The following is a 15,965-nucleotide window of genomic DNA, read 5'->3' on the forward strand; positions in this document are numbered from 1 at the left end:
ACTGGCATGAGTTGCCCCGACGCTCTCGAACGGATCCCCTGACATGAGCCGCAATCGACGACTGTCCCTCCGGCGCGCGGTGGCCTCTGCTGTCGCCGTCCTCATGGCAGCCACCGGTGCCATAGCCCTCGACGCGACGCTGGCCACGCCGGCCCATGCGGCATATCCCGACACGTTCAACCCGTTCAGCATGAACGGCGGGTTCACGGTCTACGCCCGCGAGGACGCGCTGCTGCTGAACCAGGAGACAGAGGGCAGCATCGCCGTCGGCGGCACCGCGACCGTGCAGGGCTCGAGCGGCACGTACTCGATCATCCACGTGGCGGCGGGAACGGGCGACTACACGCTGCCGACCGTCGACGGCGACCCCACGAGGTTCCTGGTCGGCAGTTACGACGAAGCCAGCACCGGCATCCTCGCCATCACGAGCGCGGGCACCACCGAGCCGTCGCTGCACGGCGACCTCAAGATGGTCGAGCGCGACGGACCATGGCAGCCGTTCGCGCGTGCCGACTGGCTGCGGCTCAACACCGACCCCGCCAACCCCGACCAGACGCCGCTCATCGATGCCACGAGCCAGCAGTACCCGGCGGATGCGTCACCACCCGCGGGAGCGGTCGGCGGCGGCAGCATCTACACCTCCGACACGTCCGGTACGGCGGTCGCGGATTATGTGGAGGCCAATGCCGAGGCCTCGTACGCGGCGGCCGCCGATTGCCTCGCGGGCCTGCCCACGGGCGCGGGCCACCCCGTCGGTGTGGCAGAGGATGCCGGGTCGCGGGTGGTGCTGGAGCCGCTGAGCCCGGATCAGCCGAACATCGTGGACTATGCCGACATCGCCGGAACCGCGCTGATCCAGTACTCCCCCGGCCCCACCCCGGGCCTGGCCAACCCCCTGATCATCCAGGTCGCCGCCGGGACCACCGAGGTGACGGGTGCTCGCTCCGATCCCGCGGGCAGGTACTCCCCGTACATCCTGTGGGATCTCTCCGCCGTCACCGGGCCGGTCTCGGTCACCGCCGCCGAGGGCGGACGCATCGACGGATCCATCTACGCGCCGACCGCCGACGTGACCGTCACCGCGGCGCCGCTCGAGGGCCAGGTGCTGGGCCAGAACGTCACGATCGCGGGCGGAGAGGTGCATTCTTACCTGTTCGCGGGTCAGCTCAGCTGCACCGCGGACAGCGGCAGCTTCGCGGTGCGCAAGTCGCTCGATGGGATCGAACCGGCTGAGCTGCCCGCCGGCACGACGTTCACCCTCAACTACACCGCCACCGAACCGGACAACACCGTGGTGACAGGGACGTTGGAGCTGCCGGCCGACGGCAGCCCGGTCGCGGCGGGGGCACAGTTCCCGCTGGGCACGAGCATCGAGTTCGAAGAGATCGCGCCCGAGAGCGTGCCGGGCTTCGAGTGGGGGACGCCGACGATCTCGCCGAACCCGCTCATCGTCGGAGCGGGCACCGCCGAGATCGTCGTGAGCAACACCGCGACGCCCGTCGTCGAATCCGGGACCTTCAGCGTGTCCAAGACGATCGAGGACGTGTCGGGCGGCGCCGGCGGCGACCCGTCGCAGGCGACCGTCCCCGTCACGTGGACCGCGGTCTACGACGGCGTCGACATCGGCGCAGGGACGCTGGACGTGCCGTTCGACGGCACGCCGGTCGCCGTCGGGCAGGACTTCCCCGTCGGCACCGAGATCAGCCTGACCGAGGATCTCTCGGGCATCGACCCGCCGGCCGGGTACGAATGGTCGGGCGTCGCCTGGAGCCCCGGTCAGACGTTCACGATCGACGAGAACGGCGCAGTGGTCGCGGTCGGACTGACGAATGCGATCTCGCCGGTGGACGAGCGCACGATCACGATCGTGAAGTCGGCGGAGGGCGAGGCATCCGATCCCGCCTACGGCTACACCGTCACCTACAACGTGGACCCGCCGGGAACGCGCAGCGAGCCGGTGGACCTGCCCGTGGGCGACCACGTGACGATCCTCGACCTCGAGACCGGCAGCGAGACCCTCGACCTCGCCGAGCAGGTGCCCACGCTGAACGGTGAGCCGACGGATGCCTCGGCCTGGGCCGAACCGGTGTTCATCGTCGACGTCGACGGCGTGACGACCGAGTACCCCTCCGGAGGGTTCGACCAGATCGTCGAGATCCCCCTCGGAACCGAGGGCGATGTCGTGATCGAGGTCGCGAACAGCCTCAACGAGGGCACATTCGCCCTGTCGAAGGCGTTCGAGGGCGAAGCCGGCGAGAACCTCCCGCCGGGTACCGAGTTCTCGGTCGAGTGGACCGCCACCACCCCGCTCGGCGGCGTCTCGAGCGGCGTCGTGCGGCTTCCCGCGGACGGCACGCCGGTGAGCCCCCTGGATGAGAACGGAGAGCCTCTCACCTTCCCGTACGGCACCGTCGTCACATTCACAGAACTCGAGCCGCCGCGCCTGCGCCACGTCGCGTGGGGCGATGCGACCTTCGATCCCGCTCAGCTCGTGATCGGCGCCGGCGGGGAGCCGACGGTCTCGTCGACGCTCACGAACAGCGCCGTGGTGACGACGGGCACCTTCCAGGTCGCCAAGGACCTCGTCGGCATCGAGGCTTCCCAGCTGCTCGTCGACTCGTTCACCATCGAGTACACGGCACTGGTCCCCGGTCAGGGGCTGCTCACGGGCAGCTTCGAGATCCCCGCCGACGGCACGCCGGCAGGACCGGTCGATGAGGCGGGCGATCCCCTGGAGTTCCCGGTGGGAACGATCGTTCGCCTCGACGAGGCGGCTCCGGATGCCTCGGCCCTGCCGCCGGGCAACGAATGGGCGGGCACGACCTGGAACCCCGGCCACTTCCTCATCGTCGGGGCGGACGAAACACCCCTCGTCGAGGTCACCAACACGGTCGAGCACCTGACGCGCTGGGCGGTGACGAAGGTCGTCGACGGGGATGCCGCGAGCGGCCTGCCCGCCGGCACGACGTTCCCGCTCGAGTGGTGGTGGGACCACGTCGCCCAGCCGGACGTCGCGCTCGAGCCCGGCGTCCCGGTCTACTCGCCGTACTTCGCGGTCGGGTCGATCATCCAGGGCCGTGAAGGCGCGCTGCCCAAGATTCCCGGCATCGAGTGGGGCGACCCGGTCTGGACGGTGAACGGTGAAACGCTGGTGCCGGATGCCGACGGCATCGTGACGCTGCCGATGGAACTGGTGCGCGACCAGGACCTGGCAGAGCTCACGCTCACGAACACCGGCGATGCACGTGATCTGCCCGCCACCGGTGGTGGCGGCATGTCACCGCTGCTGCCTGCGGGAGCGATCGCGGTGATCCTCGCCGGCCTCGGCATCGTCCTGGCACGACGGCGCGTCAGGATCAGCTGACGTCGCCGGCACGGGTGCGCTCGCCTCAGCCCTCGAGGGGGTCGACAGCGAAGGTGAATGCGCGACCCTGACGGAAGGGCTCGACGAGCTCGAAGTTCTCGAAGGCGATGCCTCCGGGAATCGGGGCCTCGCTCATCCAGTAGGTGTACCGACCGTTCACCTGCGCGACCAATCCGGGATCCGGATCGGCCGCGCGCCAGGACTGCCTCGCGCGGGCGCCCACGTAGTGCCAGTGCTCGCGCGTGCCCGGGGCGTAGACCGCACGGTGCGGTGCGGCCTCATCGGGCGTCGCCGACACGATCACGGCGTCGCCGTCGCGCGCGAGGTCGTCCAGGCCGAACGCGGCATGGTCGGCGAAGTGGACGTCGCGATACTCCGGCCACAGCGCGGATGCCGTCACCTCACGTCCCTCGAGGTGCAGCGTTCGCAGCCGCGCCCAATTGCCCATCGTCGCGGTGAGCACGCAGGCATCGAGCGCGGCGGACGTGTCACGACGGTAGGTCGCGACCGAGATCTCGTGCGGCCGGTCCGCACGGAAGACGGCGCGCACCCACACGTCCGCGCCGTTCGCGAACGGTTCCACGAGCACATCGACGGTCAGCGTCTCGATCCCGTCGGCGACGGCCACTCGTCCGCGCGAGGGGTCACGGGTGTCGCGGGGCGTCGCATCGGCGGGGTCGTCGGCCGACCACATCCGCAGCCCGGGCAGATCGTCGAGACGGCTGCGTTCGAGCTCGGAGTACCCCCGCTCGGTCGTGCCGGCAGGGATCGGTTCGACCGCGATGAAGTTGAGCAGACGCTCCCTCGGCTGCTCGAGGTACGGGGTGTAGACGCGCAGCAGCCCGCGGGGTCCCGACAGGGGATGCAGCCCGAGCTGCATGCCGTCCGGGTGCCCCCAGCGCGGCTCACGCGGACCATCGGCGGCGGCCGGACGCAGCCAGCCGCGCTCCGTCACGGCCTCGGCCCACTCCCGGCCTTCCGCATCCACGGGCATCGCTCGGCTCACAGTCCTTGGACGCGACCGGCGAGGTTAACCTTGATGCCGATGCGGTCGAACATCGCGGCCTTCGCGATCAGCGCCTTGTCGGCGGTCTCGGCGTCGGGTGCATAGACGAGCTGGGCGTGGTTGGCCTTGTGGCGCGCCATGAACTGGTCGCGGCTGACGTCGTGCAGCACCACGTGGGCGATCGGCCACTCGGGGTTGGTCGCGTCCTTGCGGCGCTGCGTCTCTTCGGCCGGCAGTTCGATCACGGTGCCCCGGAAGACATCCGCCTGCAGGATGCCGTCGGCGATGAACACGCGCGACAGCACGATCTCGCCGGGCTTCGAGACGCCGTTGATCGTCGAGCCGCCCGCGGGGAAGAAGACCGGATGCTGCCGCCAGCCCTCGGCCTTGTCCCAGCCGCCCAGGTGCGAGGCCGGCACCGACCCCGAGATCTCGTACACCCACACGAACTGGCCGTTGTAGTCCTCGCCCCAGCGCACGTCGTGGAGCGTGTTGTCGGGGAGCAGTCCCATCGCGCGCCACACCCGGTCGGTCACGAGCGCGTCGACCGCGACGCCCTCGTCGGCCTCGTTGAAGTGCGGGAACGCCCGTCTTGCGAACAGCTCGCGTGAGCCGTCGCGAGAGAGCACCGGCGGCCGCTCGGTCGAGTTGAGCATGCCTTCGGCGAGGTCGGATGCCGGAACCAGATCCTTCAGACCCTGCTGATACTGGATGCCCACGGCGTCGAGCCCGAAGTCGTCGGCGATGCGCAGCGCCGCAACATACATCTTCATCTGCCAGCGCACCTGCGACTCGGTGAGCTCGGTCGCCTCGTCGGTACCGAAGCGGAACACCATGCCGCGATCGGTCAGCCAGTCGCGTGCCGCGTCGGCCTCGGCATCCGTCACCGTCAGCATCTCGGCGTACAACGCCGACTGCGAGAGACGCTCCTTGTAGATGCCGGTGCTGTTGAGCAGCTCGTCGTCGAAGATGGCGTTGTACATGCCCATGCAGCCCTCGTCGAAGACGCCGATGATGGCCTTCTCGGTGAGCAGCTGATCGCCGAGAGCGCGGCCCAGTTCCACCTCGGGGGTCGGCGGCAGGTCGCCGAGCGGGCGCACATGCGAGGCGTCGTGCGTGATGCGGCCGGTATCGGTCCACTCCTTCAATCCTGCCGCGAACCAGTCGTCGGTGAAGTCCACCGACCAGATGGTGGCGTAGTCCTTGCCCATCTTCGTGAGCCCGGCGTTCAGCCCGAGGAGTCCGACGAGGCCCGGCCAGTCACCCGCGAAGTTCGCGACCGTGAGGATCGGACCCTCGTGGGTGCGCAGGCCCGCCAGCACGTGGTGCGAGTACTGCCACACGGCCTCGGCGACGATGAGCGGCGCGTCGGCGGGGATCGTCTTGAAGACCTCGAGCCCCATGCGCTGGCTCGAGATGAAGCCGTGCCCGGACTCGGGGTCGACATCGTTCGCCCGCACGACCTGCCAGCCGAGATCGTTCAGCACCCGCGTCACGCCGGCCTCGAGCTCGACCTGCGTCGGCCACCCCGCGACGTTGGCGGATTCGCGCAGGTCGCCCGACGCGATCAGGTACGCGGTCCGCGCGGGGGTGCTGCGCCGCTCTCGAGGGGTGGGAAGGGTGTACGTCATGTCGTCTCCTGGAGTGGGTGGTCGGTGGTCACGGCGACGCGAGTGGTGAAGCTCTCGCCGGCCGGCAGTCGAAGGGGGCCGGATGCCTCGTGCCCGTGCACGACGAGGCGGTCGATGTCGAGGAGTCCGCCGTCCACGTGCACGGTGACCCTCCCGGGGGCGATCTCGACGCGCCCCCATGCCTCACCGGCGGTGAACAGCGCGCGCAGCTGGGGCGCGGCAGGGGCGAACGAGAGCGTGCGAGCCGGAGCATCCCATTGCACTCCGCTGACGGCGAGCAGCAGTCCCCACGACGCGAGTGAACGGGCGTAGTGGTTGCCGCATTCGATCTCGTTCCACGGGCTTCGGGTGCGGCCGTCGTATCGGGCGCGCAGAGTTCGTTCGATCAGCAGGGCCTCGTCATCCAGCCCGGCATAGACGAGGGATGCCGCGACCTGGTGCTCGACGCCGGTCCACACCTCGTCGGAATAGACGAAGGGGATGGCCGGACGTCCGCCGCGCGGCCACGACGCCAGCAGCAGTCCTCCTTCATCGCCCAGCGCGTAGACCCGCTGCGTGCTCTCGTGCGTGGTCAGGTCGGCGCGGAAGTTGTGCCGCACGACGGCGCCGAGCGCGGAGCGCAGCCGCTCCCGCGGGACGAGATCGCCCAGTCCGTTGGTCCACGCGTGGAACTGTCCGAGCAGCTGGTCGGAGAGCACGCCCTCGCCGTACTGATAGCGGTGCGCGTCGGCGTCGTCGATGACTTGCCGGTAGTACTCGCCGTTCCACAGGAGCTCGTCCATGCGTCCGGCGACGCGCTCCGCACGCGCGAGCCAGTCTGTCGCACGATCGGTCTCGCCGAGGTGGGCCGCCATCCGAGCTCCCGCGCGGAGCGCAGCGGCGAAGAATCCGTTCGCGAGGGGCTCGGTCCCGTGGAACTCGATGTCGTACGTGTTGTGCAGCTCTCCGCTCAGCAGGCCGGAGGCGGGCTCGCCACTGCCGGCGCCCCACTCCCGGATCGCGTACTCGAGACTGCGCGCTGCCGAGGGCCAGAGCTCACGCAGGAACTCGTCGTCTCCCGAGAAGCGCCACTCGCGATGCAGGCGCAGGAACGTGCCGAGCTGCCCGTCGACGGCGGGACCCATGAACCACGACGGACCGCCGAACACGCGGTTGGAGCGGAACTTCTGCGCCCCCGCGTCGTCGGTCTCGAGCAGGAACTCCACGCGGCGAGCGCTGCGCTCGAGGGACGGGAACAGCCACGCCGCCGTCTGTGCGTACGACCAGACATGCGTGCAGGTCCCCTCGCACGACCCGCCATGATCGAACGAGCCCTCCCATGCGGCGAACACCGGACCGGCGCCCAGCTCGGGTGCCGGCGACTCCACGACGAAAGCGGTCGTCGACCTCAGGGCCGCGATGTTCGCGCCCACCGCATCGGCGATCACCGGGTCGAGGGTGCCGCCGTAGAGCGCGTCGACGAACGCGAGGGTACCGGACTCGAGCGTTCCGAGCTCGCGATGGAGATGGGATGCCGCGCCCCACGCGTCCGGCCAGAGGGTCGCGTAGTGGTTGCGCACGACACCTTCGTCGTCGCGGCCGTCGGGCACGATATGCCCGCGCCACGAGCGGTGCCGGTTCGGGAAGCTCCACGCGAGGACGAACTCGAAGTCGCGGGTCTCGCCCGGCGCGAGCTCATGCACGATGCCGAGCGAGCCGGTGCGCAGCCGCGGCAGCTTCTCGAACAGCTCGGCCTCGGTCATCTCGCCGGCGGAGGCGGAATCGGCGAACAGGCCGCGGGGGCGATCCTCGAGGGTGAGTCGTGGCTCCGGCTGCAGCATCCCGTCGTCCGAGAGGTCGTTCCAGAAGAGGCGCGGGCCATCGGGCCAGAAGCCCGTGACCCACTGCGGCTTGGCCGTCGTCGAAACGTCGGTCGTGGTGAGGCTCAGGGTGCCGTAGCCGAGGTCGTCCGCGGGCAGGTCGATGCCGAAGTCGAGGCCGCGCACGCCGCCTTCGTCGCGCCACCGGACCGTCTGCGCGGCGCGCATGCCGAACGGCCCCTCGCCGCGGCCGGCCGTGTGGCTGACGCTGCCCACGACCGTGACATCGACGGCGCGCTCGCCGGGATTGCGCACGCTGTACCGCAGCACCGCGGCCGGGATGCCCGACGCGTCGGGATCCAGCGGGACGAGCGGAGTGAAGGCGCGCAGCGACACCTCCACGGGCAGGACGTCGTCGTCGAACTCGATATCGACCACCGGGTACTCGCCGAACATCGTCGCGCCGCGCAGTCGCGGCAGGCCGGCCTGCCGCTCGAACGGGAACCCGGCATCCCAGTCCCGCCGGCCCGTGGACTGCGCTTCGAGGACACGCGTCACGGCCTCGCCGCCGCGTGGCGCGGCGTGGATGGCGAAGAACGTGTACGGATTGACGCGTCCCTTGTCGGGGAGATTCTCGAGCTCCCAATCCCGCAGCTCTCCGCGCGCGCCCAGCGACACGTTGCCGGTGCCGATCCCGCCGAGCGGGAAGGCGGCGCGTTCGGAGGTGTGCGGGATGCCTCGCGCACGACGCGTCATGTCGATCCTCCTCGATCGGGTCACGGTGCCGGTACAGCGTCCACTGGGACTCGGCTCACTCTAAACGAAATCGATTTCATGATCAACCGCGCGAAACCGGCCCGATCATGAAACGCCGTGATCAGGGACGCACGGCGGCGCGCGCGGCGTGCAGCTCGTTGCGCAGGACGACGGTCCGCGCCGGCTGGTCGTCGCCGTTGATCCGCTCGAGCAGCATCTTCGCCGCCGTCACACCCATGTGCCGCGCGGGGAGCCGCACGACCGTCACCGCGCTGGGTGACAGCGTGGTGAACGGCAACGATCCGACGACCGCGACACCGATGCGCGGCGGCGTCAGGTCGTGCTCCGTGAGCACCTGGATCGCCCCGACGCCCAGCAGGTTGTTGCCGGCGACGATCGCGTCCGGAGGCTCGGGCAGAGCGAGGAGCTCCTCCATGACCTCACGGCCACCGTCGACGCGGAACGTCGAGTAGCGCAGCAGCTCGTCGGCGTCGACGTCGGGGAAGTGGCGGGCGAGCACGGCGCGGTAGCCCTGCGCGCGCTCGTACGCGGTCTCGATGTGCTGCGGTCCGGTGATGCACGCGATGCGGCGATAACCCGCTTGCACCAGGTTCTCGGTCGCCGCCTGACCCGCCGTGCGGTTGGCCATGACCACACCGTCGATGTCGTAGCCGGTGCCACGGTCGACCGCCACGACCGGGCGGTCGATCGCCATCAGGTCGTCGAGGTTGGTGTGATCGGACGCGGCGGCCAGGATCACTCCGGCCATGTGCTCCGAGATCGCGATCTGCAGGTACGTCGCCTCTTTGTCGATGTCGGCGTCGGTGTTGCAGAGCACGACCGAATAGCCGGCCTGCGATGCCACATCCTCGACACCACGCGCCATCTCGGTGAAGTAGGGGTTCTCGATGTCGGGGATCACCAGCGCGATCACCTCGGATGCCTGCTTGCGCAGCGTGCGCGCCGTGCGGTTGGGTGTGAACCGCAGCTGCCGGGCGGCTTCGCGCACCGCGAGCGTCTTCTCATCCGAGACGCCGATGCCGTTGAAGACGCGCGAAACGGTCGCGGGCGACACGCCCGCGAGCTTTGCGACCTCGTAGATCGTCGCCATTGCGCTCCCGTCGGACTGCGGGCCGAGCGCGTTGACACGCCGGTCAGGCCACAATACAGTGTTGAAATCGATTCCAGAAGTCCGCCGTGATCCGGCGCGCCGACACGAGGATGTGCACCCAGATGCCCGCCAACCCCTTCCCGCCCGACCTGTCGTCGATCTCCGGCCTGCGAGGGCTGCAGACCCGTTCGATCTCGCCGGAGAACTTCGACGGCGCGCCCGGAGGCGGCGGCCGCGCGACCGAGGGCACCGGCGCCTCGTGTGCGCGCGACCTCGGCCCCGGCTGGAAGATCTCGCCCAGCGTCGACGTCAAGGCGGGCGAGACCTTCGACCTGGCGAACATCCAGGGTGCCGGGAAGATCACCCACATCTGGATCACGACGCACACCGACAACTGGCGCACATTGATCCTGCGCGCGTACTGGGACGGCGCCGGGGAGCCCGCTGTCGAGGTGCCCTACGGCGACTTCTTCTGCAACGGGTGGGGCGTGTTCGCCCAGGTCAACTCGCAGCCGATCGCCGCCAACCCCCACGGCGGGTTCAACTCGTACTGGCCGATGCCGTTCCGCGATGGCGCACGGCTGACGATCGAGAACACGTCGGTCGTCGACGTGCGGGTCTACTACCAGGTGACGTACGAGATCGGCGGCGACTACTCGCGCGACGGCTACTTCCACGCGCAGTGGCGCCGGTCGAACCCGCTCGACGAGCTCGTGCCGCACACGATCCTCGAGGGTATCGAGGGCCAGGGGCAGTACGTCGGCACCTACATCGCGTGGGGCGTCAACTCCAACGGCTGGTGGGGCGAGGGCGAGATCAAGTTCTACCTCGACGACGACACCGACTACCCGACCATCTGCGGCACCGGCACCGAGGACTACTTCGGCGGCGCGTGGAACTTCGACATCCCGGGCAAGGGGTACACCGAGTTCTCGACCCCGTACCTCGGGATGCCCCAGGTGATCCGGCCCGATGGGCTGTACGTCAGCCAGCAGCGCTTCGGCATGTACCGGTGGCACCTGGTGGACCCGATCTTCTTCCGTTCCGGCATCCCGAAGGTCGACATCCAGGCGCTCGGCTGGCGCAGCGGATGGCGCTACCTGCCGCTGCGCGACGACATCGCCTCCACCGCACTGTTCTACCTCGACCGGCCCACCGCGCGCCGACCGAAGACGCCGACCGCCGACGACATGGAGGTGCACCTGGGCACCGCGCCGGTGCCCGACATCGGCGCGACTCCCCCGCGCGCGCCGCAGGACTGAGGTCGTGCCGGCCTCTCGTGCGAGGCGGATGCACGTCGCGACCGCGGCGGTCGCGGCATCCGTCCTCGCCCTCTCCGCGTGCGCGCCGGCATCGCCTGGCCCGGACGTGACCTTCGTCGACGCGCTGCCCGGGGCGTCGCTTCGAGCGAGCGTGGCCGACGCGGTCACGGCGGTCGGCGTCTCGGACGGCGATCTATGGCCGAGCTGCTGGTCGGACGACGACGCGCTGTACGCCGCGAACGGCGACGGGGCGGGATTCGGCAACGAGTTCTTCGACATCGCGGTGAACCGCGTGACCGGCTCCCCCACCGACGAGGACGGGCTCGAGGGCGAGTTCCTGGCGGGCGGCGACGACGTCGGCCAGGTGTGGTCGGGCGAGGGCTTCACCCGCAAGCCGACCGGGATGCTGTGCGTCGACGGCACGATCTACCTCGCGGTGCAGGACCTGCGTCTCGACTTCAACGAGGCCCCGGCGGCGACCATCGCGCGCAGCGACGACCACGGCCGCACCTGGACGTGGGACCCGAGCGCGCCGATGTTCGACGACGGCGTGTTCACGACGGTGTGGTTCGCCGACTACGGCGAGGATGCCGAGCACGCCCCCGACCCGGCGTATGCGTACGCGTACGGGCTCGACGGCAACTGGCGCGACTCGTTCGACGACTCGGTGCCCGACCCGACCGAGCTGTTCCTCGCGCGCGTGCCGCTGGATTCGGTGCAGGATGCCGCGGCCTGGGAGTTCTTCGCGGGCGAGCCGGGCGACGCCGAGCCGACGTGGACCGACGACATCGCCGCGAAGCGGCCGGTGCTGATCGACGAGCGGCTGCAGCATCCGGGCGACGGCGCGGCCGAGGCCGGGCAGACCGTCGGCGCGCAGGACCTCACCGTCATCTCGCAGGGCGGAGTCACCTACCTGCCGAAGCTCGATCGCTACGTGTATACATCGTGGACCGAGCTGACCTTCGAGTTCTACGAGGCGCCCGCGCCGTGGGGTCCGTGGACCCTGTTCCTGTCGGAGGACTTCGGCCCGTACCCGTGGACCGACGAGCGCTACGGCGGCTACGGCACGACGATCCCCTCGAAGTTCCTCTCGGACGACAACCTCTCGATGTGGGTGCAGTCGAACGTGTGCCCGTGCGCGCCCGCCGGCATGTCGTCGTACTGGTTCGGGCTGCGGCCCCTGTGGCTCTCGCCGGTGGACTGATGACGGCATCCGACTTTCCCGTCGTCGACGGCGCGCCCGTGAACCCGGATGCCGCGCCGCTGCGCCTGCGCGTCGCCCACGTCGCCCAGGCCAACACGGTGTGGGCCGACGGCGACGGCGACCTGTGGCCGGCGGCCTGGGCCGACGACGACGGGCTCTACACCGCGGCCGGAGACGGCACCGGGTTCGCACGTCACGGCTGGCACGACATCCTCGTCGGCCGCGTCGACGGGATGCCGCAGACCGGGCTCTGCGGTGTGCCCCTGGCGGCGGGCGACGAGGTCGCACCGACGTGGGATGCGCCGAGGTTCAACCGCAAGCCGACGGGCATGGTCGCGGTCGACGGCGACGGCGACGGGCGCGACGAGCTCTATCTCGCCGTGCAGGACCTGCGCTGCGGCGACGAGCCCGGCATCTTCGACGAGGCGCCGATTGCCACGGTGGTGCGCTCCGCCGACTACGGCCGGACGTGGGCATGGCCGACGGACCCGATGTTCACGGACCACGTCTTCACGACCGTGATGTTCCTCGACCTCGGTCGCTCGAACGACGGCAGCCCGTGGGTCTACGCCTACGGCATCGACGGCAACTGGCGCACCTCGTTCACGCGCATCGTGCCCGATCCGACCGCGCTGTTCTTCGCGCGGGTGCCCGCGGCATCCGTGCAGGACCGCTCGACGTGGGAGTTCTTCACCGGGCGCGACGGCGACGGGATGGCGCGCTGGACCCGCGACATCGGCGATCGCTCGCCCGTGCTCGTGGACGAGCGCGTCATGTACCCCGAGCCGGCGCCGTACGGCGGGAGGTCGGGCTTCACCGCGATCGCGCAGGGCGGCGTCGTGTGGAACCCCGGCCTCGGCCGCTACTTGTACTCGTCGTGGAGCGAGTACACGCACGAGTTCTTCGAGGCGCCCGCGCCGTGGGGTCCGTGGCACCACCTGCTTTCGGCGGACTACGGGCACTTCCCGTGGCAGGGTCCCCGGTCGCCGCTCGCAAGCCACGGCGGCTACGCGCCGACGATGCCGTCGAAGTTCGTCTCGACGGACGGCCGCGACCTGTGGCTGCAGAGCAACTGGTTCTTCGGCGCCGCGTCGCGCGGCGGGCGCGCGTACACGTTCGGCCTGCGCCGCGTGCGCTTCGATCCGGGGACGGATGCCGTCGCCCCGGACGCCGACGGCAACCTCGCGCTGTCGCCCGACACATGGCCGCTCGCCTCGCGGGTCGCCGACGGCCAGACCTCGGTGCTGAACGACGGCCGCCGCGACCTCGCGGAGGACTCGAGCCGTGGTCCCGGCACTGGCGACGACGTGTGGGGCTACCAGTGGCCCGCGCCGCGGCGCTTCGACCGCGTCGTGTACATGCCTGGCCCGCAGGACTCGATGGGCGGCTGGTTCGCCGCCGGACCACGAGTCGAGGTGCGGGTGGACGGCGAGTGGCGGGCGGTCGAGGCATCCGTCGCCCCGCCTTATCGGAACGACTTCACGGCGCTCGAGGAGGACGAGTACGTCTTCGACTTCGCCGAGGTGTGCGCCGACGGCGTGCGGCTCATCGGTGAAGCGGGCGGTCCACTGCGGTACACGTCGATCGCCGAGCTCGAGGTGTGGCTGGTCCGCGGCAGAGCCTGAGGCATCCGTTCTCGGTGGCGCTGCCGTCCGTCGCGGGCGCTAAAGCTTCCTGCACTCGCGGCACTTCGCGGCTCGCGCTGCACAGGCGTCGCGGCAGCAAAGACGACACCGCCGGCTGGCTCACGCGAGCCGGCCGGCGGTGTCGTGACCCTCAGGGCTTGCCCGGCTTGTCGGGCTTGCCCGGCTTGTCGGGGAACTCGGGCCGCGGCGGGCGCGGGTCGTAGTGCACCGCGGTGAGCCTCGATTCGCAGCCCTCGCATGAGGTGAGGATCGCGCGCTCGGCCGAGGCATCCGTGGTCACGATCAGCTGCGAGTCGGTGCGGGAGGCGTCGCGTCGCACCGTCGCCGCGAACGAGACGGTGAGCGTCTCGCCCGCGGGGATGGCGCCCGTCCACCGGAGTGTCGAGCCGTCGAGCGCCGGCGTCCCGATCGACGAGGACACCGATGCGCTGTCGAGGGTCGCGTCGTCCACGAGCCCTGTCAGGTCGATCGCGAGGTCCGCGGTCTCGGCGGTGACGCTGTCGGTCGCGGCCGTCACCGTGTACGTCACGACGTCTTCGCGAACGACCTTGCTGCCGGCGACCGGGTCCGAGGTCATCGACACCGACAGACCCGGCAGCTGCTCCTTCGCCTTGACCAGTGACAGATCGTCGATCTGCACCCAGCGGTCTCCGTTGAGGTGGCTGCCGACGAAGGCCTGCACCTGGGTGCGGTCGCCGCTGTGGAACGTGACCTCGAATCGCGTGTAGGCGCCCAGCGCCTCGAACGTGGTCTCACCGATGGTGGCGGCACCGGCGCCGAGTTCACGCACTCCGATCGACCCTTCGGCGGGCGTCCCGCCGGTCACCGCGAAGCCGGTCAGCGTATAGGTCGTGTTCGGCTCGACCGCGACGTCCTGGTGGATGTCGATCCAGCCGGCGTTGGAGCGCATCCAGCCCTGCTTGTTGCCGCCGTGCGCCCACGCGTGGTTGGTGTCGATGCCGCAGTTGCCGGTGCACGCCCATGGGGCCGGCATCGTGCCGTCGACGGCTCGCTCGAAGCCGCCGTTCTGGATGAGGTTGGGATTCACGACGGTGCCGTCCTCGTCGATTTCGGCACGCATGAGATACACGTTGTAGGGATCCCACTGCGACAGCGCGAAGTACAGGTCGCCACCCTCGGACCACGGGTGGATGTAGCCGCCGTACAGTCCGGGATAGTCGGCGAAGCTGGCGAGCCGCTGCCGCTCGCTCCACGGTCCCTCGGGCGACGACGCGGTGCGCAGCACGATGTCGAGGTTCTCGTCGAGGTAGGTCATGAGCCACCCGCCGGTGTGCTCGCTGTACTGCACCGACAGCTCCGCGACGTTTGGCGGCACGATGGGCGCCGCCGCGGCGTCGTCACCGAGCGCCCACCACGAGCCGTCCCAGTACGAGTACGCGGCCTTGTCGAGCACCTGCGCCTCGGGCACACGGGCGACATGGGCCGCGCCGAGTCGCCCGTTGGGCGTGCCGAACATGTACACGTATCCCTCGTGGCGCTCGAAGGCGACCATCTGGAACGGATGCTGTCCGTCGGCGGTGTTCGTCCACTCCGGGCCGTCGGTCGAGTTCCACGTCTCGCCGTTGTCGTCGGAGTAGGCGATGCGGCTGAAGTTGGTGTCCCACTCGCCCGGAGGCCCCCACTGACGCACCGACATGAACGCAAGGTACTGACGCTCGCCGACCGCGATGCCGGCGGTCGGGATGGTCGTCATCTCCTGGCCGTTGACCTTCAGCGACGGAATGATCTCGGCGGCATGGCCGGGAGCGTCCTCGACTGCCGAGTCGAAGGCCATGCCGTCCGAGAGGTCGGTGTCGGTGCTGCGCAGCAGCACGTTCGAGCGCCAGTCGCCTCCCCCGCCACCCGGGCCGCCCCAGTCGCCGAACGTGTCTCCGAAGGCGGTCAGGATCTCGCCGTGCCCGTTGTCCCACATGATGCCGAGGTCGGTTCCCGTCACCCGCCAGCGGGTGTCGGTCGCACTCAGCGACTTCGGCCCGGTCATCTTCTCGACCAGTACCGCCGGAGAGTGGTCCGTGGGGGGCGGGGTCACGGCCGTGGGTGCCGGGCCGGCGGCTGCCGCGCCGATCGGCATCAGGGCCCCGAGCGCGAGCGCCCCGATCGTCGCGATGGCGGCGGTTGTCGTACGTCCTTGTCGCATGTGCGCGCCTTCCTCTCGTTGGACTCGT

At 70.1% G+C, this 15,965-nt stretch carries 9 protein-coding genes; 4 read left to right on the plus strand and 5 right to left on the minus strand.

What is annotated here, in order from left to right; genetic code table 11:
• The first annotated feature begins 43 nt into the window (after positions 1-43).
• Complete coding sequence (locus tag HF576_RS12470; RefSeq protein ID WP_168913158.1) at positions 44-3,364, plus strand: DUF5979 domain-containing protein; 3,321 nt, start codon at positions 44-46, stop codon at positions 3,362-3,364.
• Between the two features lie 25 nt (positions 3,365-3,389).
• Here HF576_RS12470 and HF576_RS12475 read toward each other — a convergent pair whose 3' ends face one another.
• The 4 genes from HF576_RS12475 to HF576_RS12490 form a co-directional block, all read right to left on the minus strand.
• Positions 3,390-4,358, minus strand: a complete 969-nt coding sequence (locus HF576_RS12475) for a hypothetical protein (RefSeq protein ID WP_168913159.1) — start codon at positions 4,356-4,358, stop codon at positions 3,390-3,392.
• A gap of 8 nt (positions 4,359-4,366) precedes the next feature.
• Positions 4,367-6,001 carry a fucose isomerase gene (locus tag HF576_RS12480; protein ID WP_168913160.1) on the minus strand — a complete coding sequence of 545 codons (1,635 nt, stop codon included), beginning with the start codon at positions 5,999-6,001 and terminating at the stop codon, positions 4,367-4,369.
• On the minus strand, positions 5,998-8,556 hold the full coding sequence (locus HF576_RS12485) for a GH116 family glycosyl-hydrolase (RefSeq protein ID WP_168913161.1): 2,559 nt from the start codon (positions 8,554-8,556) through the stop codon (positions 5,998-6,000). The genes HF576_RS12480 and HF576_RS12485 overlap by 4 nt, the downstream gene beginning before the upstream one ends.
• A 121-nt stretch (positions 8,557-8,677) precedes the next feature.
• Entirely contained in the window at positions 8,678-9,667 is a 990-nt protein-coding gene (locus HF576_RS12490) for a LacI family DNA-binding transcriptional regulator (protein WP_168913162.1), read from the minus strand.
• A gap of 122 nt (positions 9,668-9,789) precedes the next feature.
• On the opposite strand from HF576_RS12490, the gene HF576_RS12495 reads away from it, so the two are divergent.
• Genes HF576_RS12495 through HF576_RS12505 form a run of 3 tightly spaced genes read left to right on the plus strand, consistent with a single transcriptional unit; the run spans position 9,790 to position 13,758 of the window.
• The gene (locus HF576_RS12495; protein WP_168913163.1) at positions 9,790-10,929 is read left to right on the plus strand and encodes a glycoside hydrolase family 172 protein; all 1,140 of its coding nucleotides are present in this window, start codon (positions 9,790-9,792) and stop codon (positions 10,927-10,929) included.
• A gap of 28 nt (positions 10,930-10,957) precedes the next feature.
• On the plus strand, positions 10,958-12,133 hold the full coding sequence (locus HF576_RS12500) for a DUF4185 domain-containing protein (RefSeq protein ID WP_168913164.1): 1,176 nt from the start codon (positions 10,958-10,960) through the stop codon (positions 12,131-12,133).
• Positions 12,133-13,758 (plus strand): glycoside hydrolase family 183 protein, encoded by a 1,626-nt coding sequence (locus tag HF576_RS12505; RefSeq protein WP_168913165.1) that lies wholly within the window; start codon positions 12,133-12,135, stop codon positions 13,756-13,758. The genes HF576_RS12500 and HF576_RS12505 overlap by 1 nt, the downstream gene beginning before the upstream one ends.
• Positions 13,759-13,909: 151 nt before the next feature.
• On the opposite strand, the gene HF576_RS12510 is transcribed toward HF576_RS12505, so the two are convergent.
• Entirely contained in the window at positions 13,910-15,937 is a 2,028-nt protein-coding gene (locus HF576_RS12510; RefSeq protein ID WP_168913166.1) for a DUF4185 domain-containing protein, read from the minus strand.
• Positions 15,938-15,965: the final 28 nt, after the last annotated feature.

The organism is Microbacterium salsuginis, from assembly GCF_012524205.1.
In the GTDB taxonomy this organism is placed as follows: domain Bacteria; phylum Actinomycetota; class Actinomycetes; order Actinomycetales; family Microbacteriaceae; genus Microbacterium; species Microbacterium salsuginis.

What these genes read in the sequence shown, in the direction of transcription:
- HF576_RS12485 (WP_168913161.1), bottom strand. Translation starts at nt 8,556, where the DNA reads ATGACGCGTCGTGCGCGAGGCATCCCGCACACCTCCGAACGCGCCGCC.
- HF576_RS12490 (WP_168913162.1), bottom strand. Translation starts at nt 9,667, where the DNA reads ATGGCGACGATCTACGAGGTCGCAAAGCTCGCGGGCGTGTCGCCCGCG.
- HF576_RS12480 (WP_168913160.1), bottom strand. Translation starts at nt 6,001, where the DNA reads ATGACGTACACCCTTCCCACCCCTCGAGAGCGGCGCAGCACCCCCGCG.
- HF576_RS12495 (WP_168913163.1), top strand. Translation starts at nt 9,790, where the DNA reads ATGCCCGCCAACCCCTTCCCGCCCGACCTGTCGTCGATCTCCGGCCTG.
- HF576_RS12475 (WP_168913159.1), bottom strand. Translation starts at nt 4,358, where the DNA reads ATGCCCGTGGATGCGGAAGGCCGGGAGTGGGCCGAGGCCGTGACGGAG.
- HF576_RS12505 (WP_168913165.1), top strand. Translation starts at nt 12,133, where the DNA reads ATGACGGCATCCGACTTTCCCGTCGTCGACGGCGCGCCCGTGAACCCG.
- HF576_RS12470 (WP_168913158.1), top strand. Translation starts at nt 44, where the DNA reads ATGAGCCGCAATCGACGACTGTCCCTCCGGCGCGCGGTGGCCTCTGCT.
- HF576_RS12500 (WP_168913164.1), top strand. Translation starts at nt 10,958, where the DNA reads ATGCACGTCGCGACCGCGGCGGTCGCGGCATCCGTCCTCGCCCTCTCC.
- HF576_RS12510 (WP_168913166.1), bottom strand. Translation starts at nt 15,937, where the DNA reads ATGCGACAAGGACGTACGACAACCGCCGCCATCGCGACGATCGGGGCG.